Source organism: Flavobacterium arcticum, from assembly GCF_003344925.1.
GTDB classification, from domain to species: Bacteria; Bacteroidota; Bacteroidia; order Flavobacteriales; family Flavobacteriaceae; genus Flavobacterium; species Flavobacterium arcticum.
In genome coordinates this window covers 1,437,278-1,459,287 of sequence record NZ_CP031188.1, presented here as the reverse complement: position 1 = coordinate 1,459,287, position 22,010 = coordinate 1,437,278, and the positions used below count along the sequence as shown (strand labels likewise).

General features: G+C 38.3%; 23 protein-coding genes. 3 read left to right on the top strand and 20 right to left on the bottom strand.

Features of this window, described 5'->3' with window-relative positions; genetic code table 11:
• Positions 1-90: 90 nt before the first annotated feature.
• A complete protein-coding gene (gene gdhA, locus DVK85_RS06585; protein ID WP_114677685.1) occupies positions 91-1,434 on the bottom strand; it encodes an NADP-specific glutamate dehydrogenase in 1,344 nt (447 codons plus the stop codon).
• A gap of 137 nt (positions 1,435-1,571) precedes the next feature.
• A complete protein-coding gene (locus DVK85_RS06580) occupies positions 1,572-2,717 on the bottom strand; it encodes a cystathionine gamma-synthase (RefSeq protein ID WP_114677684.1) in 1,146 nt (381 codons plus the stop codon).
• Between the two features lie 100 nt (positions 2,718-2,817).
• On the opposite strand from DVK85_RS06580, the gene DVK85_RS06575 reads away from it, so the two are divergent.
• A complete protein-coding gene (locus DVK85_RS06575) occupies positions 2,818-3,603 on the top strand; it encodes a DUF3298 and DUF4163 domain-containing protein (protein ID WP_114677683.1) in 786 nt (261 codons plus the stop codon).
• A 132-nt stretch (positions 3,604-3,735) separates the two neighbouring features.
• Here DVK85_RS06575 and DVK85_RS06570 read toward each other — a convergent pair whose 3' ends face one another.
• The 9 genes from DVK85_RS06570 to DVK85_RS06530 all read right to left on the bottom strand — a co-directional run bounded on the left by DVK85_RS06570 (position 3,736) and on the right by DVK85_RS06530 (position 11,490).
• Positions 3,736-4,731 (bottom strand): TerC/Alx family metal homeostasis membrane protein, encoded by a 996-nt coding sequence (locus DVK85_RS06570; RefSeq protein ID WP_114677682.1) that lies wholly within the window; start codon positions 4,729-4,731, stop codon positions 3,736-3,738.
• 15 nt (positions 4,732-4,746) lie between these two features.
• Positions 4,747-5,742, bottom strand: coding sequence for an NAD(P)H-dependent glycerol-3-phosphate dehydrogenase (locus DVK85_RS06565; protein WP_114677681.1), 996 nt, complete (start codon positions 5,740-5,742; stop codon positions 4,747-4,749).
• A 302-nt stretch (positions 5,743-6,044) separates the two neighbouring features.
• Entirely contained in the window at positions 6,045-7,205 is a 1,161-nt protein-coding gene (locus DVK85_RS06560) for an iron-containing alcohol dehydrogenase (protein WP_114677680.1), read from the bottom strand.
• 172 nt (positions 7,206-7,377) lie between these two features.
• On the bottom strand, positions 7,378-7,959 hold the full coding sequence (gene nadD, locus DVK85_RS06555) for a nicotinate (nicotinamide) nucleotide adenylyltransferase (protein ID WP_114677679.1): 582 nt from the start codon (positions 7,957-7,959) through the stop codon (positions 7,378-7,380).
• Between the two features lie 11 nt (positions 7,960-7,970).
• Entirely contained in the window at positions 7,971-8,540 is a 570-nt protein-coding gene (locus DVK85_RS06550) for an acyltransferase (RefSeq protein ID WP_114677678.1), read from the bottom strand.
• A 4-nt stretch (positions 8,541-8,544) separates the two neighbouring features.
• The gene (gene gmk / locus DVK85_RS06545) at positions 8,545-9,114 is read right to left on the bottom strand and encodes a guanylate kinase (protein WP_114677677.1); all 570 of its coding nucleotides are present in this window, start codon (positions 9,112-9,114) and stop codon (positions 8,545-8,547) included.
• Positions 9,115-9,211: 97 nt separating this feature from the next.
• Positions 9,212-10,069, bottom strand: coding sequence for a YicC/YloC family endoribonuclease (locus DVK85_RS06540; protein ID WP_114677676.1), 858 nt, complete (start codon positions 10,067-10,069; stop codon positions 9,212-9,214).
• Positions 10,070-10,250: 181 nt separating this feature from the next.
• Positions 10,251-11,141: a DMT family transporter gene (locus DVK85_RS06535; RefSeq protein ID WP_114677675.1), complete on the bottom strand. Its 891-nt coding sequence runs from the start codon at positions 11,139-11,141 to the stop codon at positions 10,251-10,253.
• On the bottom strand, positions 11,134-11,490 hold the full coding sequence (locus DVK85_RS06530; RefSeq protein ID WP_114677674.1) for an arsenate reductase family protein: 357 nt from the start codon (positions 11,488-11,490) through the stop codon (positions 11,134-11,136). The genes DVK85_RS06535 and DVK85_RS06530 overlap by 8 nt, the downstream gene beginning before the upstream one ends.
• 134 nt (positions 11,491-11,624) lie before the next feature.
• Here DVK85_RS06530 and DVK85_RS06525 point away from each other — a divergent pair, with 134 nt between their 5' ends.
• The gene (locus DVK85_RS06525) at positions 11,625-12,080 is read left to right on the top strand and encodes a DinB family protein (protein WP_114677673.1); all 456 of its coding nucleotides are present in this window, start codon (positions 11,625-11,627) and stop codon (positions 12,078-12,080) included.
• Positions 12,081-12,191: 111 nt separating this feature from the next.
• On the opposite strand, the gene DVK85_RS06520 is transcribed toward DVK85_RS06525, so the two are convergent.
• The 3 genes from DVK85_RS06520 to DVK85_RS06510 all read right to left on the bottom strand — a co-directional run bounded on the left by DVK85_RS06520 (position 12,192) and on the right by DVK85_RS06510 (position 14,080).
• A complete protein-coding gene (locus DVK85_RS06520) occupies positions 12,192-12,599 on the bottom strand; it encodes a hypothetical protein (RefSeq protein ID WP_114677672.1) in 408 nt (135 codons plus the stop codon).
• Between the two features lie 21 nt (positions 12,600-12,620).
• Positions 12,621-13,640: a phenylalanine--tRNA ligase subunit alpha gene (pheS, locus tag DVK85_RS06515; RefSeq protein WP_114677671.1), complete on the bottom strand. Its 1,020-nt coding sequence runs from the start codon at positions 13,638-13,640 to the stop codon at positions 12,621-12,623.
• An 83-nt stretch (positions 13,641-13,723) separates the two neighbouring features.
• Positions 13,724-14,080: a hypothetical protein gene (locus DVK85_RS06510; protein ID WP_114677670.1), complete on the bottom strand. Its 357-nt coding sequence runs from the start codon at positions 14,078-14,080 to the stop codon at positions 13,724-13,726.
• Between the two features lie 96 nt (positions 14,081-14,176).
• Here DVK85_RS06510 and DVK85_RS06505 point away from each other — a divergent pair, with 96 nt between their 5' ends.
• The gene (locus tag DVK85_RS06505) at positions 14,177-14,764 is read left to right on the top strand and encodes a CvpA family protein (protein ID WP_114677669.1); all 588 of its coding nucleotides are present in this window, start codon (positions 14,177-14,179) and stop codon (positions 14,762-14,764) included.
• 139 nt (positions 14,765-14,903) lie between these two features.
• Here DVK85_RS06505 and DVK85_RS06500 read toward each other — a convergent pair whose 3' ends face one another.
• From DVK85_RS06500 to DVK85_RS06475, 6 genes are all read right to left on the bottom strand, one after another.
• Positions 14,904-15,650 (bottom strand): tetratricopeptide repeat protein, encoded by a 747-nt coding sequence (locus tag DVK85_RS06500; RefSeq protein ID WP_114677668.1) that lies wholly within the window; start codon positions 15,648-15,650, stop codon positions 14,904-14,906.
• A gap of 12 nt (positions 15,651-15,662) precedes the next feature.
• Positions 15,663-17,420 (bottom strand): BatD family protein, encoded by a 1,758-nt coding sequence (locus tag DVK85_RS06495; protein WP_114677667.1) that lies wholly within the window; start codon positions 17,418-17,420, stop codon positions 15,663-15,665.
• Positions 17,421-17,488: 68 nt separating this feature from the next.
• A complete protein-coding gene (locus DVK85_RS06490) occupies positions 17,489-18,316 on the bottom strand; it encodes a tetratricopeptide repeat protein (RefSeq protein WP_114677666.1) in 828 nt (275 codons plus the stop codon).
• Positions 18,316-19,350: a VWA domain-containing protein gene (locus DVK85_RS06485; protein WP_114677665.1), complete on the bottom strand. Its 1,035-nt coding sequence runs from the start codon at positions 19,348-19,350 to the stop codon at positions 18,316-18,318. The genes DVK85_RS06490 and DVK85_RS06485 overlap by 1 nt, the downstream gene beginning before the upstream one ends.
• 2 nt (positions 19,351-19,352) lie before the next feature.
• Positions 19,353-20,357 carry a vWA domain-containing protein gene (locus tag DVK85_RS06480; protein WP_114677664.1) on the bottom strand — a complete coding sequence of 335 codons (1,005 nt, stop codon included), beginning with the start codon at positions 20,355-20,357 and terminating at the stop codon, positions 19,353-19,355.
• A 1-nt stretch (position 20,358) separates the two neighbouring features.
• Positions 20,359-21,984 carry a hypothetical protein gene (locus tag DVK85_RS06475; protein WP_114678993.1) on the bottom strand — a complete coding sequence of 542 codons (1,626 nt, stop codon included), beginning with the start codon at positions 21,982-21,984 and terminating at the stop codon, positions 20,359-20,361.
• Positions 21,985-22,010: the final 26 nt, after the last annotated feature.

Sequence of the window (22,010 nt, the reverse complement as noted above, 5' to 3'; positions counted from 1 at the left end):
AGCTAAAACGTATTTATTACCGCTTTTGTATATATCGCATAAAAAAAGGCTACCAGTAGGTAGCCCTTTTAGTATATTATAAAGTATAGCTTATACTACACCTTGTGCAAGCATTGCATCAGCAACTTTTACAAATCCGGCAATGTTAGCTCCTTTTACATAGTCTACATAACCATCTTCTTCTGTACCGTGAGTAATACATGATTGGTGAATGTCTGCCATAATAGCTTTCAGTTTCTCGTCAACCTCTTCTCTAGTCCAGTTATAACGCAATGAGTTTTGCGACATCTCTAAACCAGAAGTAGCAACACCACCAGCATTAGACGCTTTACCTGGAGCAAAAAGAATTTTGGCATTATGAAAAGCAGTAATAGCATCTGGCATACATGGCATGTTTGCCCCTTCGGCAATACATATACAACCTTTATCTATAAGCATTTTTGCTTCATCGCCATTCACTTCATTTTGTGTAGCACATGGTAAGGCAACATCACATTTTACTTCCCATGGTTGTCCGCCATCTACATACTTAGCCGTTGGGTATTTATCAAGATATTCTTTTACTCTACCTCTTCGCTCATTTTTAATTTCCATAATGTAAGCAAGCTTCTCTTCGTTAAGCCCGTCTTCGTCATGAATATAACCTGATGAGTCGCTCATAGTAACTACTTTACCACCCAGTTGCATCACCTTTTCGGCAGCATACTGCGCTACGTTACCTGAACCTGATATTACTACTGTTTTACCAATAAAGCTATCATTTTTTGTAGCAAGCATACTTTGTGCAAAATATACACAACCATATCCTGTAGCTTCTGGACGAATAAGTGAACCACCAAAGCTAATGCCTTTACCAGTTAGTACACCTGTAAACTCGTTGCGAAGTCTTTTATATTGCCCAAACATATAGCCTACTTCACGACCACCTACGCCTATATCTCCAGCGGGTACATCTGTATTAGCGCCTATGTGCTTGCTAAGCTCTGTCATAAAGCTTTGGCAATACTTCATTATTTCGTTATCTGATTTTCCTTTAGGGTCAAAGTCAGATCCTCCTTTACCACCACCCATAGGCAATGTAGTAAGACTGTTTTTAAACGTTTGCTCGAAAGCAAGGAATTTTAAAATACTAAGGTTTACTGATGGGTGAAAACGCAATCCGCCTTTGTAAGGACCTATCGCCGAATTCATTTGTATTCTATATCCTCTGTTTACCTGTATTTCGCCTTTATCGTCTAGCCAGTTAACACGGAACATAATAACTCTTTCTGGCTCTGCCATGCGCTCTAAAAGCATTTTACCCGCATATTTTGGGTTTTTTTCTATAAACGGGATTACCGTTTCGGCAACCTCATGCACTGCCTGTAAAAATTCCGGCTCGTTAGGATTTCTTTTAGAAACTGCGTCCATAAAAGACTGTACACTTACACTCATATTGTATAAATTTTGTGTTTAAGAAAACGTTTTCGTAATAGTGGCAAATATACAGTTTTCTTAAATACAGCTATATATAATTGCCAATACTTTATTTTTAAGCGCTTATTTTGTTAACTCTTTGTTTATAATGGTTTTTATGAGTTAAGTGCCTGTTCTAAATCGTTTAATAAATCTTCGGCATCTTCTACCCCTACGCTAAGGCGCACCATATCATCTGTAATACCCAGTTCTTTACGTTTATCTTCGGGTACAGAGGCATGTGTCATTAATGCAGGATGATTAGCAAGCGATTCTACTCCGCCTAGTGATTCGGCAAGGGTAAATACTTTTACATTTTCGAGGAATTTTATAGAGTCTTCTTTCTTTTCTGATGCAAAAGTGAACGATACCATACCGCCAAAACCGCCATGCATTTGCTTTTTGGCTATCTCATGGTTAGGGTGGCTTTCTAGCCCTGGGTAGTATACTCTTTTTACTTTAGGGTGCTTTTCAAGATATTCGGCTACTTTTTGCCCGTTTTCGCTATGGCGTTGTATGCGCAGGTGTAGTGTTTTTATACCTCTTAATACTAAATAGGCATCGTTTGGCCCTAGTGTAGCTCCTGTTGCAAACTGTGCAAAGTGTAGTTTTTCGCCAATCTCTTCAGTTTTAGCTACTAATGCTCCAGCAATAACATCAGAGTGTCCGCCTAAATATTTTGTAGCAGAGTGCATCACGATATCTGCACCCAAATCTAGAGGATTTTGCAGGTATGGTGTTGCAAAAGTGTTATCTACTGCAAAAAGTACGTTTTTCTTTTTAGTAAGCTCGGCTATTTTAGCAATATCAGCTAGTTTCATCAACGGGTTTGTTGGTGTTTCTACCCAAACTAGTTTTGTGTTTTCGTTAAAAAGCGATTCTAGTTTTTCAAAATCGTTCATATCCACAAAGTGGAATTTTATTCCAAACTCGCTATATACTTTACTAAACATACGGTAGGTACCGCCATAAAGGTCGTCCATTGCAATAACCTCATCGTTAGGCTTTAGCAATTTCAGTACACAGTCTGTCGCTGCAAGTCCGCTAGAAAAAGCAAGCCCACGCGCGCCGTTTTCTATACTAGCAAGTGCATCTTCTAGGGCTGTACGCGTTGGGTTAGCCGCGCGGCTATACTCATAACCCTTGTGTACACCTGGGCTACTTTGTGCAAATGTTGATGTTTGAAAAACAGGTGGCATTACTGCTCCTGTGCTTGGCTCTGGGTGTTGCCCTCCGTGTATGGTTTTTGTGTTAAATTTCATATAATTTAAATTCGCTATTGTTTATATTTAGACAAATTTACTTAATTTGTTTATCCTTGCATAAGCATTACAGCCCTTTTACAAAACTATAACATATATTATGAAACACTACCTTACTATAGCACTTACTGCGCTACTACTTACAGGATGCGGAAAAGACAAGAAAGAAAACAATGAGATTGAGACTGAACCTGTTGTTGCGCTGGCTTTTGAAACAAAAGAATACAAGGCAACCTCATCGTTACCTTGTAAAGAACACTGCCCTAAAGTTGCAATAGAAGTGACCGAAGCTACAGGACCACAACCTACTGCCGATAGTATTAACAAAAAAATATTTAACACGGTTAGAGAAATAATTTATTATGGCGAAAAGCCTTATGATGCTACTAATTATGATGAGCTGACGGCTTCGTTTATACAGTCGTATGAGGAACTGAAAAAGGAATTTCCTAAAGAAATGCTAGGCTGGGAGGGTACTATAGCTGCTACAGTAACACACCGTACAGATAGCTTATTAAACATTACACTAAACCACTTTACTTATACTGGTGGAGCGCATGGTTATGCCGGTACACGCTCGTTACTTTTTGACCCTAAAACAGGACACGCTCTTGCTTACAGAGATATTTTTAATGATGTAAAGAGTTTTACTGATTATGCTGAGAAAAGCTTTAGAAAGAAATTTAAGATAGAAGCAATGCAATCTATCAATAGTACAGGGTTTATGTTCGAGAATGAAACTTTTGTACTCCCTAATGCTATTTTCTTTCAAGAAGATGGGTTGTTGCTTTACTACAATACTTATGAGGTTTCATCTTATGCCGAAGGTGCTAAAGAGTTACTATTGCCTTATAAAGAGATAGAGCAGTATTTGAAAGTGAAGTAGTCATAAAGTTTTCTTTTGAGTTTGTCATGCTGAGGCACGAAGCATCTTGCTCATAGATTCTTCCTTCGTCAGAATGACAAACAAAGCCTGAACCGACAAAGCAATAACAAAATTATCTCAAATATTATATATCTATTCTTCCTTAGCTTCCTTATGTTCAGCAGGGAACATAAATGATATGATTACAGACACAAGCAGTATGCCTCCTACTACCGCAAGCGAGATAGGTGAAGATATATGATAAAACGGACTAATAAGCATTTTAACGCCTATGAAAGCCAATATTACTGCCAAACCATAATGCAACTTGCTAAACATGTGCATAAAGTTAGCCAACAAGAAATATAAAGCTCTAAGTCCTAATATTGCAAAAATATTAGACGTATAAAGTATAAAAGGGTCATCTGGTGCTATGGCGAATATTGCAGGAATAGAGTCTACTGCAAAGATAAGATCGGTAAACTCGATTACGGCAACTACAACAAATAATGGTGTTGCAATGCGCTTGCCTTGCTCATAAATAAAGAAACGGTCGCCTTCAAAGTTTTTGGTTACTTTAAAAAACTTGTATACTAGCCTAGCTCCAGGGCTTTTAGTAAAGTCTTTGTTCTCATCGTCATCTTCTTGTGTAGACCATGACTTGATACCCGCAAAAAGTAAAAAGACACCAAATAATGTGAGTACTGCATTAATGCGTACATTCATACCAAAAATTTCCATTTCTGGCAAGTAGGTCATATTTATAAGCTCTACACCTGTAAAAATAAATATTGCCCTAAATACTAATGCCCCAATAATACCCCAAAATAACACCTTGTGGTGCAAGTATTTAGGTACATTAAAAAAGCCAAACACTAATATAAACACAAAAAGGTTATCTACAGATAGGGCTTTTTCTATCCAATAGGCGCTTTGAAACTGTGTGAATGACTCCCAGCCTACTACCCAATAAATAACACCACTAAAAAGCATAGATAACGATATCCATACTACAGACCATAGTAGTGCCTCTTTATTAGAAACCTCATGACTCTTTTTGTTAAAAACACCAAGGTCGAGCAAGAGCATAATAATTATAATTATGGAAAATCCGGCTATTAAGCCTGGGTGGTTTATCAAGTGATCCATTATAGTAGGTGCGTGTTAGTCTAGTTTCTCTGTTAGTTTTTTAAATACATTCTTGGCATCTTTACCCTCATAGAGTATGCTATATACAGCATCTATAATAGGCGTTTTTGCACCATATTCTTGGTTAAGGTTATAGGCACTCTTGGTCGCATAATAACCTTCGGCAACCATACTCATCTCCATCATTGCCGATTTTACGGTATAACCTTTCCCTATCATATTACCAAACATACGGTTACGTGAAAATACCGAATAACCTGTTACTAAAAGGTCGCCTAAGTAAGCAGAGTTATTAATATTACGTTTCATGCGGTGCACTTTACGGATAAATTTCTTCATCTCGCGTATGGCGTTACTCATCAATAATGCCTGAAAGTTATCGCCATAGCCCAGCCCATGTGCTATACCAGCAGCAATAGCATAGATATTTTTTAGCATTGCAGCATACTCTGTACCCACAATGTCATCAGATATTTTGGTATTAATGTAATAACTGTCTAGGTGCTTGCCCATTATCTTGGCTTTCTTTTGGTCGCCACAGGCAATAGTAAGGTAAGAAAGCTTTTCTAGTGCTACTTCCTCGGCATGGCAAGGTCCTGTTAGTACCCCAATATTATCGTAAGGCACATTATATTTTTGATGAAAATGTTCGCCTACTATTAGGCTCGTCTCTGGCACTATACCTTTTATTGCTGAAAAAATCACCTTACCATCAAGGCTTTCGGTTAGTTTTTCGAGCTCACCGCTTAAAAAAGCAGAGGGTATGGCAAATATTATATAATCGGCATAAGCTACTGCTTCGTTAATATCATCGGTAAGTTGTAACTTACTTGTATCAAACTCTACAGAACTCAGGTAGTTAGGGTTGTGCTTTTGTAGTTTTATATGCTCTATAGCATAGGTGTTGCGCATGTACCAAGTAATTTCTGGCACGTTTACACACAGCATCTTAGCAATAGCAGTAGCCCAGCTTCCGCCACCTATAACAGCGAACTTTGGAGTATCATTCATCTTCAATTATGTTAGGATTGCCAAAAGTACTTAAAATTTATACTATGTACCAATAACAATTAATTTCTTAAAAAAAATGGAAGGTACTATGAATACAATATTCAATAAAAAAAGATTAACATTTTATTATGAATATACACGCAATTTAGTAGAACAACGTGCCGTTATCATTATATAATTTTGTCTAGACAAAAGGATTACAAGGTTAGTTAAATTTTTTGTTTTTGGTGTTTAAAAGGCACTCGCTGCTATTGTAGCGAATGCCTTTTTTCATTTTTTATTTATAGCTATTTCACTATAAACTAGTAACTAAGCTCTACAATTGCTCTAACCTTCTCTGGGGTAATATTTTGGCGTTCGCCAAGTGCCTCCCAACCTCTTTCTTGAAAACGATTTACAATAAAATCGGCTGTTTTTTGGTACTCTTCTGTATAGTTAGACAGCTTAGTATCCATACCCATAGTGTGGAAAAATTGTACTGTTTTCTCTATAGCTAATGTTGCAGCTTCTTCTACCGTATTGGCAGTAATGCCCCAAACACGCTGCCCGTATTGTGCTAGTTTTTCTTTCTTGGTTTCAAACATCACTCTATATAAGTTAGGTGCTATAATTGCGAGTGTGCGTGCGTGGTCTATTTCGTAAAGTGCAGTAAGCTCATGCCCTATCATGTGGGTAGCCCAGTCACTAGGTACACCTTGCTGTATTAGTCCGTTTAATGCCATAGTACAACTCCACATAAAGTTGGCTGCCAGTTTATAGTCGGCAGGGTTTTCGGCTACGCTAGGCCCTATTTCTATAAGGGTTTGCAGTATGCCTTCGGCTATTCTGTCTTGTAATAATGCATCGTGCGGGTAGGTAAGGTACTGTTCTAATACATGGGTATAGGCATCTATAACCCCATTTTGTACTTGACGCGTAGGTAACGAAGCTACTACAGATGGGTCGCATATTGAAAACTGCGGAAATAATGCAGGGCCTCCGAAAGGTAATTTTTCATGGGTTGCCTCGATAGTTACTACAGAGCCCGAGTTCATTTCGCTACCTGTAGCCGGTAATGTTAGTACTGTACCAAATGGTAGTGCATTCTCTTCTATTCTTATTCTTTTACGCAATATCTCGGCTGCATCGCCTTCGTAGTTGGCTGCTGCCGATATGAATTTTACACCATCTATTACCGATCCTCCACCTACAGCAAGTACAAAGTCGATATTGTTATCTTTAACTACCTGTACGGCTTTCATTAGGGTTTCAAAACGCGGATTGGGTTCTACCCCACCAAACTCGGTAACGTTATGGTCTTTTAACGCATCGGCTACCTGCTGGTGCACTCCGTTTTTAAAAATACTTCCTCCGCCATATACCATAAGTACTTTAGCATTTTGAGGAATAAGTGTAGCGAGTTTTTCGGTTTGTCCCTTACCAAACACAAGATTTACAGGGTTATAATATTGAAAATTTTGCATAATTTATATTTTTATGCAAAGCTACAAATAATGAAAAACGAGATGTAATAAAGGAATGTTAAGAATGATTACATACTTCATGCCTAAGTTATTACAGTAGCAGCATTCAGTCACAGTATGCAGTAAGCAACTTTATGATTTTAGGCTTTATAACTTTCGACTTAGCACCGTTTTACTTCTTATAAAATATATTATGGTCTATATACTCCCATACTTTTTGGGGTAATAGGGGTTGTACGTTTTTACCCTCTTTTATGTTATTCCGAATAAATGTAGATGATATCTCGATAACAGGGGCATCTATGCGGTGTATTCTTGGGTTGGCAATTAGCTCTTGATTAGCAACTGCACCGTTAATGCGCGGATATACATAAATATCGTGGTTTTGCAACAGCACCTCATAATTTTTCCACTTGTGTAGGGAGTTGAGGTTGTCTTCGCCCATTATAAGCGAAAAATCGTGCATAGGGTACTTTTCTAGTAAATGCACCAGTGTATTTACGGTATAATTGGGTTGTGGTAATTTAAACTCGATATCGCTTGGGCGAATGTTGTCATACCCCTCTGTAGCAAGGTGTACCATTTCTAGACGGTGGTGATCGTCTAGCAGGGTGCTTTTCTTTTTATGCGGGTTGTGGGGTGTTACTACCATCCAGACTTGTTCAAGGTCAGAATGTTCTGCCATGTGGTTGGCAATAATAAGGTGTCCTATATGCATGGGGTTAAATGTCCCGAAGTAAAGCCCTATTTTCATTTTTATTTTTATTATTCGGCAAAAGCAGTTCCGTGTTTTTCTGCCATTCGTTTCATTAGCATTTTATTTTCCATACTAACATCGTTAGCTTCCGAAAATTCTCGACCAAAACAGTTTTCACCGTTCATTTTCTGTCTTTCTTTCTCGATATATTCGCTTGTGGTAGTAATAAACTTTGCTGGATTGCCTGCAAAAATAGAATTATCAGGAATATCTTTAGCCACTACCGATCCTGCTCCTATAATAACATCGTTACCTATTGTTACGCCTGGCAATATTATACTAGAAGCTCCTATAAAAACGCGATTGCCTATTTTGGTGTTTTTTACTTTTGTATACCCTAAAAACGTCCATGTGCTGGCATCGTGTGCCAAGATATGAACTCTTGGTGCTAAAGTAACATCGTCGCCAAGGGTTATATGCCAAGAATGCGAATAGTCTATAATACACTCTGGCTGAATATTGCAGCGTTCGCCTATGGTAAACCCCTTCTTTTTAAGCTCATCTACCATACTAACTTCGCGAATACCTAATAGCCGCTTTAGTATCGTTTTTATTTTATTGATGAGCTTTCTTTTCATAGTATTATTTAACAAACTCTTTTACCAGCTCATATGCTTCTTGCTGAGCGACTTCGAGATCGTAATTTTTTATAATAGTATCAAACTGCGGTGCTGTAGCAAGCTCTACCGATGCTTTTGCAATTCGCATATTTATTTTATCGTCACTCTCTGTACTACGTTTTTTAAGGCGAATTTTTAGCTCATCAACACTTGGTGGTTTTACAAATACGGCAAGGGTTTCTTCGGGAAATTTTTTCTTGATGCGCAGTCCGCCTGCTACATCAATGTCAAAAATTACGTTTTTACCGTGCGACCATATACGTTCTACTTCGCTTTTTAGTGTACCATAAAAATTATCGCGATACACCTCTTCCCACTCTACAAAGTCTTCTGCTTTAATGTGTTTTTTAAACTCATCGGTACTCATAAAGTAATAATCTTTACCGTGTTGCTCTTCGCCACGTGGGGGGCGAGTAGCTGCCGATATAGAAAATTCAAGGTCTAGTTCAGGGTTTTGTAGCAAGTGCCTTACTATGGTGGTTTTGCCCGAGCCCGAAGGAGCCGAGAATACTATTAGTTTGCCTTTGTTCATTGTGTTGTTGTTGTAGCTCCATCTAAACCTCTCTTTTTATAGAAGTGTTACGGATGGTTTATTAGTTATGCTTAAGCTATTGCCTAACGGCTTTTAACTATAATATATTTAATACTTGTTCTTTTATTTTTTCGAGCTCGTCTTTCATTTGCACTACTAGCTTTTGCATTTGTGCATGGTTTGCTTTAGAGCCCATAGTGTTTATTTCGCGTCCCATTTCTTGTGTAATAAAGCCTAGCTTACGCCCGTTAGCCTCGTTACCCGAAAGGGTTTCTACAAAATAGTTAAGGTGGTTTTCTAGACGTACTTTTTCTTCCGTAATGTCCATTTTTTCTAGGTAATAGATAAGTTCCTGCTCAAAACGGTTTTCGTCTACATTTACCTTTAGCTCGTCTATTGCGGTTTGCAGTCTCTTTTTTACGTTTTCTATACGCTCAGTATCATACCCCACCGTTTCTTTCATAAGACTCATAATGTTGTTGATACGGGCTTTAAAATCTTTCTCTAATGCCTCGCCTTCGCTAACACGGAAACTTCTTATGTTCTCTAACGCCTGACCGATAATATCTTGTATTTGGTTCCAGTCTTCTTCGTCTATCTCTTCGCGCTCGGTTTTTAGCGCATCGGGCATACGTACCGCCATTTTCATTAATTCGGTTTCGTCGCCGTTTACCACCTCACGAAGTTGGTTAATATACGCCTTTACAATAGGTGCATTTACTTTAGTTGTTGTTTCTTCGCCAGTAACCTCTATATACATAGAGAAGTCTACCTTGCCACGCTCTAGTGCTTGGGCAACGCGATTGCGGAGCGTTAACTCCATTTCGCGAAAAGCAGAAGGCATGCGTACGTTAAGGTCGAGTCCTTTGCTATTAAGCGATTTTATTTCGATAGTAACTTTTTTGTTGGGTAATTGCAAAGAAGCTTTGCCAAACCCAGTCATGGATTGTATCATGTAAAATTTTTAGAGGCACAAAGTTAAGAAAAAAATGGTGGCTATAGTTGCCCGATTTTAGTTGTTAACTACTCGGTGCTTTAAAGCATTTTATGATACGGAGATGTGAAGTGTCTTTTATGAGATCCTTCCTTCGTCAGGATGACAGTAGGAAGCAGAAACACTAACCTTCCAAAACAAACTACACAACCTTCTTAACAGGTCGTGTTACCAAATAGACCCCTACGAATATCAATAAAGCAGATAGCACTTTTACTACATCTAACTCGTCTTTGCCTACACCAATGGCAAAAAGGGTTGCAAAAAAGGGTTGCAGGTATATAAACACGGCTACTGTTGTGGGTTTTAGCTGTTTCATAGCCAAAAGGTTAAGTAAATAAGCGAAAAATGTAGTACAAACTACCACAAAACCAACTGCCCAGTAAATATCTTGTGGCATTACTGCCCAGTTTACCTCGCTGAGTTGTTGCCAGCCAAACGGCAGTACCATGATGAACCCAAAGAGGTATATCCATTTTACAAGGCTAAAGGCGTTGTACTTATCCATGAGTTTTTTTACTGTGATGAGGTACAAACCATAAGACACGGCATTGATAAATACTAAAAAATTACCCCACAAGGCATTGCCTTCGCTAGTTACCGATTTGCCATACAATATTAGTAGCACTGTACCCACCAGCCCCAGCACTATACCAATGGCTTTTTTACGTAGTATTCTCTCTTTCATGATAATAGCCGAGAGTACTAGCACGATTATAGGTGTGGTTACCATAAGTACCGACGCCATTATGGGCGAGGTTTGACTTAATCCCTCAAAAAAGGTAAGCATATTGAATGCTACCCCAAAAAATGCCGCAGCTATAATACGTGGGAAATCGGAACGGGCTATTTTTTCTCGGGAAACAAACAAACCTACTAGCCAAAATAAAACAGTGGCTATGCCCACCCGTACGGCTATAAACCCAAAGGGTTTTATATAGGTAGGCATTACATCTTTGGCAACGGTAAATGTTATACCAAATATTATAGCTACTACTGTGGCTGCAATAATAGCAAGGTTGCGTTTACTCATTACTTAAATGCGCTATAGCTGCTTCGGTTACTTTTTTACTATTGCCTATAAATATACGTTCGTGGTCTACTACTACAGGGCGACTTAAAAAAGTGTAATGTTCTAATATTAAATCTTTATAATCAGTTTGTTTAAGCTCTACGTCTTTTAGCCCGCGTTCTTTATATAAAGTAGCCCTACGACTAAAGAGTGCTTCATAATTGCCTGCAAGGCGGTGCATTTCTTCTAGCTCTTTTACCGTTATAGGTTCTGATTTTATGTCTTGTAGTACAAAATCTTCTATGTTGGGTAATTCGCTTAGTATGCGCTTACAGGTATCGCAGGTTTTTAAATAAAAAATGGTTTTCATAATTGTTAGTTGCTATTTATGTTGCAAAGGTATTTATTAGGGTGCAATAAGACTAATTTTTGCAAATAGGTTTTAAGATATAAAAATTATAGTAGCGATTTTAAAATATGTATTTTTATAAAAAATTAATTAGCATGAAAACCGCATTCAAAGTTACTCGCGATAGCAGACAACTATTATTGTTATTTTTAGAAAAATATTCTTTAGCGCAGCTTAATAAAATACCCGAAGGTTTTAATAATAATATTATTTGGAACATTGGTCATATTATAGTGATACAACAGCGCATAGCCTACACACTATCTGGATTACCTATAATGATTAGCGACGAAATGGCAAACATGTACATGAAGGACACTAAACCCGAACGTGATGTAACTGCCGAAGAGGTTGAAGAAATGAAAACACTACTGTTTACTACCTTAGATAAAACTGAAGAAGATTTTAAAAATGGTCTTTTTGTAAATTATAAAGAGCATACCACCTCTATGGGTTTTACTCTTACTAATATTACTAATGCTGTGCAGTTTAACAATTACCACGAAGGTTTGCACTTAGGTGTTATAATGAGCTTGAGAAAACTAGTATAAATAATATTGATTACCAAAGTGTAAGTAATTGCAAGGAGGCACAACAATGCAATCTACTTAGAATAGTAAAGATTACTTCGTTGTGCCTCCTCGTAATGACGTAATAGCGTTTTATTCTGCTAGTATTCCGTCTTTAAAAATAACAGGAATCTCCTGCACGTTTTCTTTGGCTATAGTATTGGCTTTAACCACAAAGTTTTTATCATAAAGTACCCCGTCTTTAAAATAGGTAACCATAAAACTGTTGTTTAGCACTAAAACGCCATTTTCTACTAGTTCTATGCGTATAGCAGTATTGGGTGCTACCGTTGGAAAAACGTGGCGTAGCATCGAGGTTTTTCGTTCTTCGCCATTTAGCATTCCCGAAGCATTAGAAACTACAATAACCGACTCTAGCTTTTTACCTGTACCATTTACTAAGTAAGCATACCAAGTGTTATCCATAAATTCTTCGCTCCACTCTTGTAGTATGGCTACATATACGCTTTCTACCTTAGGGATATGAATGTCTTTTTTCATCTGTCCTGATTAAACTGTGTATTATATACTCGATTTAAATTGCTCTAAGAAACGTACATCGTTTTCATAAAACATCCTGATGTCGCCTATTTGGTATTGTAGCATTGCTATACGCTCTACACCCATACCAAAGGCAAAACCATTGTATTTAGTTTCGTCTATACCACAATTTTTAAGCACGTTAGGGTCTACCATACCACAACCGCCTATTTCTAGCCAGCCTGTACCTTTGGTTATACGGTAATCGGTTTCGGTTTTAAGCCCCCAGTAAATATCTATCTCGGCACTTGGCTCTGTAAATGGGAAGTATGACGGACGCAAACGGATTTTACTTTTACCAAACATCTCTTTTGTAAAGTATAAAAGTGTTTGTTTTAAGTCGGCAAATGATACATTTTCATCTACATACAATCCTTCTATTTGATGAAAAATACAGTGCGAACGTGCTGATATTGCCTCGTTACGGAATACTCTCCCTGGCGATATAGTACGTATAGGTGGTTTATTATCTTCCATATAACGCACCTGTACTGATGAGGTGTGCGTGCGCAACAACACATCGGGGTTGGTTTGTATAAAGAAGGTATCTTGCATATCGCGCGCTGGGTGGTACTCTGGCAGGTTTAGCGCCGTAAAGTTGTGCCAGTCATCTTCAATTTCTGGTCCTTCGGACACGTTGAAACCAATATTAGCAAAAATATCTATAATTTGGTTTTTAATAACCGATATAGGATGGCGCGAACCTACAGTAAAAGGCTCTCCTGGGCGAGTTAAATCGCCATAAATACCTTTTGTTTCTTCTTTGCTTTCCATAGCTTCCTGTAAGGTTGCTACTTTTTCTTCGGCTGTTTTTTTAAGGTTGTTTACTACCTGCCCAAACTCTTTTTTCTGCTCTTTAGCCACATTTTTAAACTCAGCAAAAAAGTCGTTTAATATACCTTTTTTACCTAAGTATTTAATTCTAAATGCTTCGAGTTCTTCTTTGTTTTGCGTAGTGAACGCTTCGGCTTCGGCTATATAACCTTTAATCTTGTCTATCATTGTTAATCAGTAAGAGTGTACAAATTTAGGTATTTTAAAAATGCTATGCCACCAATTTGTATTGTATAATTGTTTACTTGATTTTACTCAATTAATCCTTTTTCTAAAAAATAATCTACTATAGCTCCTTTCATCAGTATGCTTTGCTCGCCTGCTTTTAAGGGTGGTAGTTGTTCTTTTACGGTATAGTGTGGCCAGCCTTCTTCGTCAAAAAGCTCAAATTCGTAATAACCATAGGGTTCTAATAACCTGCAAATGGCTATGTGCATCAGGTTTAGCTTATCGTCTTTTTTAAATTTACGGTTAAACTTCCCCAGCTCCTGCACACCTATTAAGTATATAATAGCATCAAGGTCAAGCGTATCGCCATCGGCAAAACGATTGGATAATATAGTTACAAGCTGTTCCCAGCGTTCTTTCAGTTGTTCGTCTCTAGACATATATTGTATTTATTGCGCAAATATAGTGAGTTGAAAGTTAACTAACGAAAGGGTTTTATTTTTGGATTATGGCACAGGAAGGTTATATTTGCCTTTATGGCAATAGTAGATATAATTATAGGCTGTATACTTGTTTACGGTTTTATTCGTGGGGTATCAAAAGGCTTTTTTGCTGAGCTTGCTTCGCTGCTCTCTATACTTATAGGGGTTTATGCTGCTATAATGTTCTCTGGCTATACTACACAGGCTATTAACCGTTACCTGCACTGGGACGGAAAATACATCACTATAATTTCTTTTATACTCACCTTTGCGCTTGCGGTAGTAGCTGTAACTTTACTGGGCAAACTTTTTACCAAGCTAGCAAACTTTGCCATGATGGGTTGGCTAAATAAACTATTAGGGGGTATTTTTGGTTTTTTAAAATGGTTAGTACTGCTATGCTTACTAGTACATATTTTCTCGAAAATAAACCGCAAACAAACACTTGCTGATCAAAAAACATTAAACGAATCGTATTGCTATAACCCAATGCTAAATGTTTATGGTACTATTTCGCCATTGCTCTCTAAATGGTCAGACAGTTTTTGGAAAGAGAATACTGAAACGGAAGAAGGGCAAGCACCTAATGAAGAAAGTGAAGATAATGACTCTTGGATTGACGGGCTTAATAAAAGCGTTTAGTTTCAGATTAAATCCTGCGAGGTCTTTGAGACCTTGTAGTTATTAAAGCTATTATTATAAACAGTACCTACATGGTTTTGGAAGCCTTGCAGGACATAACTACTTTATGACCTTTGACTTTTGACTTTCGACTTTACTACTATTTCAACTCTTTAATGGCATCTTTTTCTACCCAGCCTTCGCTATCATCGGCAAGTTCAATTTTTTTCCAGTTGCCTAGTGTTTCTTTTACAAGTACTTTTGTACCCTCGTGTAGTATAAAAGCATCTTGGGCTGCATCTCTGGGTTCGCTTTTTACCGATACTACTTCGTTAAACACTATAGCAGGACGTTGTTTTGCTTCTTCTGATTTTACGAATGTTGCTGAAAGTATTGTAACTACAATGCCCAATAATGCAACAAACATTCCTACAAAAAAGATACGCTTTACTACTGTAGTTCCTGCAAAATAGTACCCTAAAAAGAATAGCAAAAATAAAAATGCTGCTACTACTGCTCCCCATGCCCATGCATCATAATGATAGGCTCCTGTAAAGTTATAGACCATTTTGCTAAAGCCAACCTGTGGTACGGCTTGTATATCGTCTATAACCATTTTTTGGGCATAGTCTAGGTTTATCTTGGCATCTTTATAGTTGGGTTTTAGTAATAGTGCTTTTTCATAATTGTATATAGCAGGTGCTACGGCATCCATTTTATAATAGGCATTCGCTAAGTTAAAATATACCTCTGCGGACTGATTGCCGTTATCTAAAATAGTCTGATACTTCTTAGCTGCTTCGTTATACTTACCATCTTTATACAGGGCGTTGCCTTCATCTAAAGCGGACTGTGCCCAACCTTGTGCAAAAAATAAAACTGTTAGTATATATAATAATTTTTTCATGACTCTTAACTACTAAATTTCCTTCTCTAGTTTTGTTATTACACTTACCGCATTGTCATAGTCTTGTTGCATAGCTTCACCTGATGATGGCGCATAGCGTGCAAACTCGCAACTGTCCATTATCTTAATAAAATCGGTTATAGTTTCAGGTTTTGCACCACGCGACTCTAACAATTCCTGAATATTTGGTTTTGCCATTTCGGACGTTTCTATGTTTAATTTCGCTTTCAGGAAGTTGTGCAATGCTTTTTCTAATGCTACATAAAATGGCTCTTTACTACCTAAATGCTTTTTGGCTTCGGATAGGTATTTCTTAGCCAATTTGTTGTTCTTTCTTATTTTGTTTCCTGTAACATCGTTATCGCGTGCTTGTTTTTGTTTTTTGAGTAGCATAACAATTGGTATAAACAAAAACGGTATAAAAAGCAGTATATAAAACAACATGGAACCAAAAAATGGTTTTTTATTTATGGGTTGTAATTTAGTGTCAAGCGCTACAAAGCGGAATTGCGCCGTGCTTTGTACAGGCTGCTTGTTTACACCCGATGCTGTGTCTTGATTATCTGCCGAAGTTCCTGGTACATTAAGCACATCTACCATTATTTCATCGGTAGTTATAGTTTTGTATTTACCCGAAGTAAGATCGAAATACGAGAAAGACATTGCTTTGATAGGGTATTTGCCTTTGTTTTGTGGAATAATAGCATAATTATCTGAAATGCTACCTTGCATACCCGATAGGGGTATCGTTATTTTTTCTTTATGCTCTGGGTCATACATTTCTAATGACGATGGTACTACAGGCTTTGGCAAGTTGAACAACTTTAAGTTACCCTTACCCGAAACGGCAACATTTAGCTGTAACGATTCTCCATTACTAATTGTAGTTTTAGAGGGTGTAACTTTAAAGTCAAAGTTACCTACTGCTCCACTAAAGTCATCAGGTCTGCCATTTTCTGGTAACGGTTTCACGTTGATATACTTGGTGCCTGACGACATTACTTTAGTCGTTTGTGTCATTAAAGGACGATTAAAGAAATCGCGCCTGCCCGTAGGTACATCAATAGTAAGCTCCATGCTAAGTGGCTCTACCTCTAGCCTACCGCTTTTTTGCGGATAGAGTACCACTTTTTTCAATATGATATAGCGGTAGCTTTCGCCATTATAAGTACCCTCGTGTACCGAGCGGCTGTCGGTTTCTATATCCTGACTCCAAAAATCATTGAACTGCGGAATGTCCATTTGACGTGTACCGCGCACACTGGCATCTTGGCTAACATATAATTTATATACTACATTGATAGGCTCATTTACATATGGGTTGGTTTTGCTTACCTCTGCCACCACATGAATGCCTTTACCTGCATTTTCGGCTAAGGCTGCACTAGGGTCATTTGGTCTTGCTACGGCTGCCGTAACGGTAACCTGAAACGGTATGGTTTTATAGGTTTCGCCATCTATAACTATACTTGCTTGCCCTACCGTAAATGTACCTCGCGCAGTAGGTGTAAGTACATAAGTATAGGTTTTACTATAGCTACGTTTACCATTCATCCACGAATTGCTTATCATTTGGCTAGGTCCTGCTGCATTGAAACCATCGAAAGAGGGTGGCTCAAAGTTATCGCCATCTTTAGTCATGGTAAACTCTACACGCAATTTTTCGTTAACACCTAGTTTAGTTTTACTAGGTGTCGCAGTAAACTGTACCTCTTGAGCATAAAGCCCTTGCATGCAAAATAGTAGTAATAATAGTATATAGTTTCTCATTGTTTTATCAAATCCTTAATCTGAATAATCCTTAATTTTTCAAATTAGTCGCAATCGCAGTACAACTGTTACCAGTCTTTTCCCTGTTGTTTCGGTTGTACTTTTACCTTTTTGGCGTTTATTTTATCCTGAATTTTCTTCTCTTCATTATTCATGGCATCTAGCAGGTTTCTCATACGCTGCTTGTCGGGGTTTGGTGCATCTTGCTCCTGCTCATCGCCTTCGCCACCTTTTTCTTCCTTGTCTTTGCCCTCTCCCTTATCTTTTTGGTCGCCTTTATCTTTATTATTTTTATCCTTTTTATCGTCGCCCTTGTCGCCTTTATCCTTCTTGTCGTCTTTATCGCCCTTGTCTTTATTATCTTTATCGTTAGGCTTTTGGTTCTTGTCGTCCTTATCTTTATCCTTGTCTTTGTCGTCTTTTTTATCCTTATCGTCTTTAGGTGGCTCTGGCGGTGGGTTATTTTTTAGCATTTCTTTTGCTAAAGCAAAGTTATATCGTGTTTCATCATCTTGCGGATTATTGCGCAATGCATTTTTATAGGCTTGTACCGCATTTTGATAATCTTTCTCTTTCATTAAAGCATTACCAAGATTATGGTATGCTTTATGTTTTTGCGTTTTATCTTGTGCGTTTTCTATCGCTTTTAAATAAGCATACATCGACTCGCCCGACTGCCCTTGCCTGTAAATAGCATTACCCAAATTGTAGGCTGCATTGGCATTTGCAGGAGTTTTTGACTGTGATATCCTGTAATCAGCTTCCGCAGAGGTGTAATCTTTCTCTGCAAAGGCTTCATTGCCTTTTGGCAAATACTTGTCTTTGCTTTGTTCTTTTTCCTGCGAAAAAACGAATACTGTACAAAACAGCAGTATATAGGTAAGTCTTACTTTCATTATTCTTTTTCGTTAAACAGGTTTAATTTTCTAATCCAAGCTGTTTTGCGCTCTAGCAAAAATAGCTCTATAAACAACAATACAAAAGCCGCGCCTAAAAACCACTGGAATTGTGATTCGTATAGCGAAACTTCTTTCGATTCAAATTCGGTTTTCTCGATGTTCTCTAGTGCTTTCTTCACGTAGTCAGACACTTCTCTGGTACTGCTACCATATATATACCCTCCTTTGGTTACATCAGCTATGGCTTTAAGTTGGTCAGAATACATTTTTGTAACCACTACTTCGCCAGCGTTATCGCGCTTAAAGCTCTGGGTTATACCATTTCGTTTTAATGGTATAGGTCCTCCTTTCTCTGTTCCTACACCTACGGTTATTATTTTAATTCCTGCTTCTTCAGCAGCTTTGGCGGCTTCGGCACTGCCTTCGCCATGGTCTTCACCGTCTGAAATTAGTATTACCAACTTGCTGGTTTGTGGATCGTCAAAAAAAGTACCTGCCAATTTTAATGCATCGCTTATTGCTGTTCCTTGTGACGATACCATATCAGTATTCATGCTTTGCAAGAACATTTTTGCCACACTATAATCTGACGTTATGGGCAGCACGGGGTAAGCACTACCAGCATAGCCTATAATACCTATCCTGTCGTTACCTAGCTGGTTTATAGTTTGCGATACTATTTGCTTCGCTTTTTCTAGTCGGTTTGGAGCAACATCTTCGGCAAGCATACTTTTAGAAACGTCTATAGCAAAAACAATGTCGATTCCTTCGCGTTTTACCGTTTCGGTTTTTGTGCCTATTTTTGGGTTTACCAGCGCAATAATTATGCCCGATAATCCTAAAAGTAAGACTATCAGCTTTAATGTAGGTTTAAATACCGAACGCTCTGGCGCTAGTTTTTTTACCAACTCGGGGTTACCAAACTCGCGCTGTTTTTTGCGTTGCCAGTACAGGTTTACCAAAAACAGCAGTACCAACACCGGAATGACAGCAAATAAATACAGGTATTTTGATTCGTCTAATTCGTACATAATTAAATAAAGCTTCTGTAAATGGTTTTCCTCAATAACACCTCAACGAGTAATAGACCTAGGGCTAATAGCACCCAAGGGCGATACTTCTCGTCATAATTATAAAATTTCATCTCGTTTACTTCGGTAGTTTCGAGCTTGTTTATTTCGTCATAAATAGCCTTTAGCTTGCTGTTGCTCGTAGCACGGAAATACTGCCCGTCGGTCTTCTTGGCAATTTCTTTCATCAAGCCTTCGTCTATTTCTACTTTCATCATTCTGTATAAAAAACGACCATCGGCAGTCTTAGCATACGGGAACTGCGCGTTACCGTTAGTACCTATACCTATGGTGTATACTTTTATACCATATTCTTTGGCAATATCGGCAGCCATGCGTGGGTCTATAAATCCTGCATTGTTAACTCCATCGGTAAGTAGTATAATAATACGGCTTTTTGCCTTGCTTTCTTTTAGTCTATTTATGGCGGTGGCAAGCCCTACACCTATACCTGTACCATCTTGCAGTACAGTATCGTCATACTCTACCGATTGTATTGCTTGTTTTACCAATTGTTTATCGCTGGTAACAGGCGTTTTAGTATAGCTTTCGCCAGCATACACTACAAGCCCTATCCTATCGTTAGGGCGGTTATCTACAAAGGTTTCGGCAACTTCTTTAAGGGCATCTAGTCGGTTTGGTTTTAAATCTTTTGCCAGCATACTTCCAGATACGTCCATTGCCATAACAATGTCTATACCGCGTGTGGTTTTGGTTTTGCTGCTTACATCTACACTGCGTGGTCTTGCTAATGCTACTATCATGGCACTTAATGCCAATAATCGCAATGCAAAAAGCATCGGTTTTAGCTTTGCTAATAGTGATGGTGTGGCTTTAAAGCCTTGCAATGTACTTATGGTAAGTGTTGCCGATTGTTGTTTCCGTTTCCAGATGTACCAGCCTATTGCCAATGGCAACAGTAGGAATAGCCAAAAGAAACTTGGATGTAAAAAAGTAACGTCTCCCATTTTAATTTAGCTTAGTTAGTTCAATAGAATTTTTAACTCTGTCTAATAATTGCGGAGCATACTCGTCGCCTTCGCGATACATTATTGTTACTTGTTGCAAGCCGTTATTTTGTTTAAAGAATATCATTTCATAATACATTCTTGCTGTTTGTTTAGTAACAGGATTTGGGAACGACATATTACCATAGGCACGCAAACCTTGCATACCGCCCTCTGTACTAAACTCTTCTGTTTTTACTAGTATGTCTTTTGCTCCTTGTGTTTCTAGCATTTTCATAGTACCATCTACTGTAGTATTAAGGTCTATTTCTGTCTGTTGTTTATAGCGCAACGTATTTATGGTTACATAAAAATCGTCTGCCATAGCACCGTAGGTAAATATTTGCATTTCCTTAAACATTGCCATAGCGCCTTTAGGCAGTATTTCTTCTGGGTCTTGCCTTTTTAGCACTTTAGGTGTTTCTATAATTATGGGCGGGTTACCATAGGCGCTTTTTACCCATTCGCCATCTAGCAATTCTTTAGTAGGGGTACCCGTTACATATTCGCGCATAATGTTCCTGCCCAAAAAGAAGAATGTAGCACCTAGCACTACTACTCCCGAAACAATACCAATAACTATATTACGGTTTTTGCGTTTTTGCTTTTCTTTTTTGCGCTGTGTCTCTAGCCATGCTAGTGTATGCTCTTCGTCCTCTTCCTTTTCTATAGGAATACTGCGGTCTATAACTACTATGGTTTTCTCTATTCGGCTACGATCTTCGGCAATTTCGTGTTCTACAGGGCGCACTTTGGCAAACTTTACTAAATCGGCATTGCGCAATACTTTTTCGAGTTGCTCAAAGGTTTCCTGACTTAGCTTCATGTTCTTACGACGTACGGCATTACGCATGGCTTCTATCAGTTCGCCTGTAGTGCTTTCCATAGCAGGTATGTGTATTGCCTCTTCTATATAAGTACGGGCAATATCGGTAAGTTCGCTATAATAGCCTTTTACTTCGCCTTTAGAGAGTAATGATTTATCTTCTAACACCTTTAGCTGTATAGTAGCTTTTTCTATAGGCGATGTGTATATTACCTCTTCTTCTTTTGGCTTTTTGTTTGCATTTTTACGTTTCTTGATAAACCACCAAGCGCCAAAAGCAATACCCGCTGCAACGATAATGCCTATCAATATCCAAAGCCAAAGCAAGCTTTTATTTTCGGCTGTAGCCACATCTTTAATGTCGTACATTTTTTGCTTTAGGGTATCGACCACTACTGGGTTGACTTCTATAAGTAACGAATCGGTATTTATTGTCTTGTCGTTGATAACAACAGGTAGTCGCGGAATTACATAGCGACCAGAGTCGAACTGTGTAAGTCCGTATTTTTTCACCAACTCATACATCGCATCTTTTCGAAGCGTATCTATGGGGTAAGATTCTAGTACCTCAAGCTGCCCAAAGTTTTTACCTTCGGGAAAGCTTACGCGCGCTGTAGTATCTACCGTAGTTTTTAGGGTAAGGTTAAACTGCGAGCCTATCTTTATTTTAGTAGAGTCTATACTCGTTGTTACCTTGGGTTGCTGTGCAAACGCTGTGGTAACAACCAGTAGTAAAAGAAAGGTATACAGTTTTATGTTCATTTGTTTCATAGTTATTCAGTACCTCA

Bases quoted from the DNA above. Each gene is read 5' to 3' on its own strand.
- gdhA (WP_114677685.1), bottom strand. From the start codon at position 1,434: ATGAGTGTAAGTGTACAGTCTTTTATGGACGCAGTTTCTAAAAGAAAT.
- DVK85_RS06580 (WP_114677684.1), bottom strand. From the start codon at position 2,717: ATGAAATTTAACACAAAAACCATACACGGAGGGCAACACCCAGAGCCA.
- DVK85_RS06575 (WP_114677683.1), top strand. From the start codon at position 2,818: ATGAAACACTACCTTACTATAGCACTTACTGCGCTACTACTTACAGGA.
- DVK85_RS06570 (WP_114677682.1), bottom strand. From the start codon at position 4,731: ATGGATCACTTGATAAACCACCCAGGCTTAATAGCCGGATTTTCCATA.
- DVK85_RS06565 (WP_114677681.1), bottom strand. From the start codon at position 5,742: ATGAATGATACTCCAAAGTTCGCTGTTATAGGTGGCGGAAGCTGGGCT.
- DVK85_RS06560 (WP_114677680.1), bottom strand. From the start codon at position 7,205: ATGCAAAATTTTCAATATTATAACCCTGTAAATCTTGTGTTTGGTAAG.
- nadD (WP_114677679.1), bottom strand. From the start codon at position 7,959: ATGAAAATAGGGCTTTACTTCGGGACATTTAACCCCATGCATATAGGA.
- DVK85_RS06550 (WP_114677678.1), bottom strand. From the start codon at position 8,540: ATGAAAAGAAAGCTCATCAATAAAATAAAAACGATACTAAAGCGGCTA.
- gmk (WP_114677677.1), bottom strand. From the start codon at position 9,114: ATGAACAAAGGCAAACTAATAGTATTCTCGGCTCCTTCGGGCTCGGGC.
- DVK85_RS06540 (WP_114677676.1), bottom strand. From the start codon at position 10,069: ATGATACAATCCATGACTGGGTTTGGCAAAGCTTCTTTGCAATTACCC.
- DVK85_RS06535 (WP_114677675.1), bottom strand. From the start codon at position 11,141: ATGAGTAAACGCAACCTTGCTATTATTGCAGCCACAGTAGTAGCTATA.
- DVK85_RS06530 (WP_114677674.1), bottom strand. From the start codon at position 11,490: ATGAAAACCATTTTTTATTTAAAAACCTGCGATACCTGTAAGCGCATA.
- DVK85_RS06525 (WP_114677673.1), top strand. From the start codon at position 11,625: ATGAAAACCGCATTCAAAGTTACTCGCGATAGCAGACAACTATTATTG.
- DVK85_RS06520 (WP_114677672.1), bottom strand. From the start codon at position 12,599: ATGAAAAAAGACATTCATATCCCTAAGGTAGAAAGCGTATATGTAGCC.
- pheS (WP_114677671.1), bottom strand. From the start codon at position 13,640: ATGATAGACAAGATTAAAGGTTATATAGCCGAAGCCGAAGCGTTCACT.
- DVK85_RS06510 (WP_114677670.1), bottom strand. From the start codon at position 14,080: ATGTCTAGAGACGAACAACTGAAAGAACGCTGGGAACAGCTTGTAACT.
- DVK85_RS06505 (WP_114677669.1), top strand. From the start codon at position 14,177: ATGGCAATAGTAGATATAATTATAGGCTGTATACTTGTTTACGGTTTT.
- DVK85_RS06500 (WP_114677668.1), bottom strand. From the start codon at position 15,650: ATGAAAAAATTATTATATATACTAACAGTTTTATTTTTTGCACAAGGT.
- DVK85_RS06495 (WP_114677667.1), bottom strand. From the start codon at position 17,420: ATGAGAAACTATATACTATTATTACTACTATTTTGCATGCAAGGGCTT.
- DVK85_RS06490 (WP_114677666.1), bottom strand. From the start codon at position 18,316: ATGAAAGTAAGACTTACCTATATACTGCTGTTTTGTACAGTATTCGTT.
- DVK85_RS06485 (WP_114677665.1), bottom strand. From the start codon at position 19,350: ATGTACGAATTAGACGAATCAAAATACCTGTATTTATTTGCTGTCATT.
- DVK85_RS06480 (WP_114677664.1), bottom strand. From the start codon at position 20,357: ATGGGAGACGTTACTTTTTTACATCCAAGTTTCTTTTGGCTATTCCTA.
- DVK85_RS06475 (WP_114678993.1), bottom strand. From the start codon at position 21,984: ATGAACATAAAACTGTATACCTTTCTTTTACTACTGGTTGTTACCACA.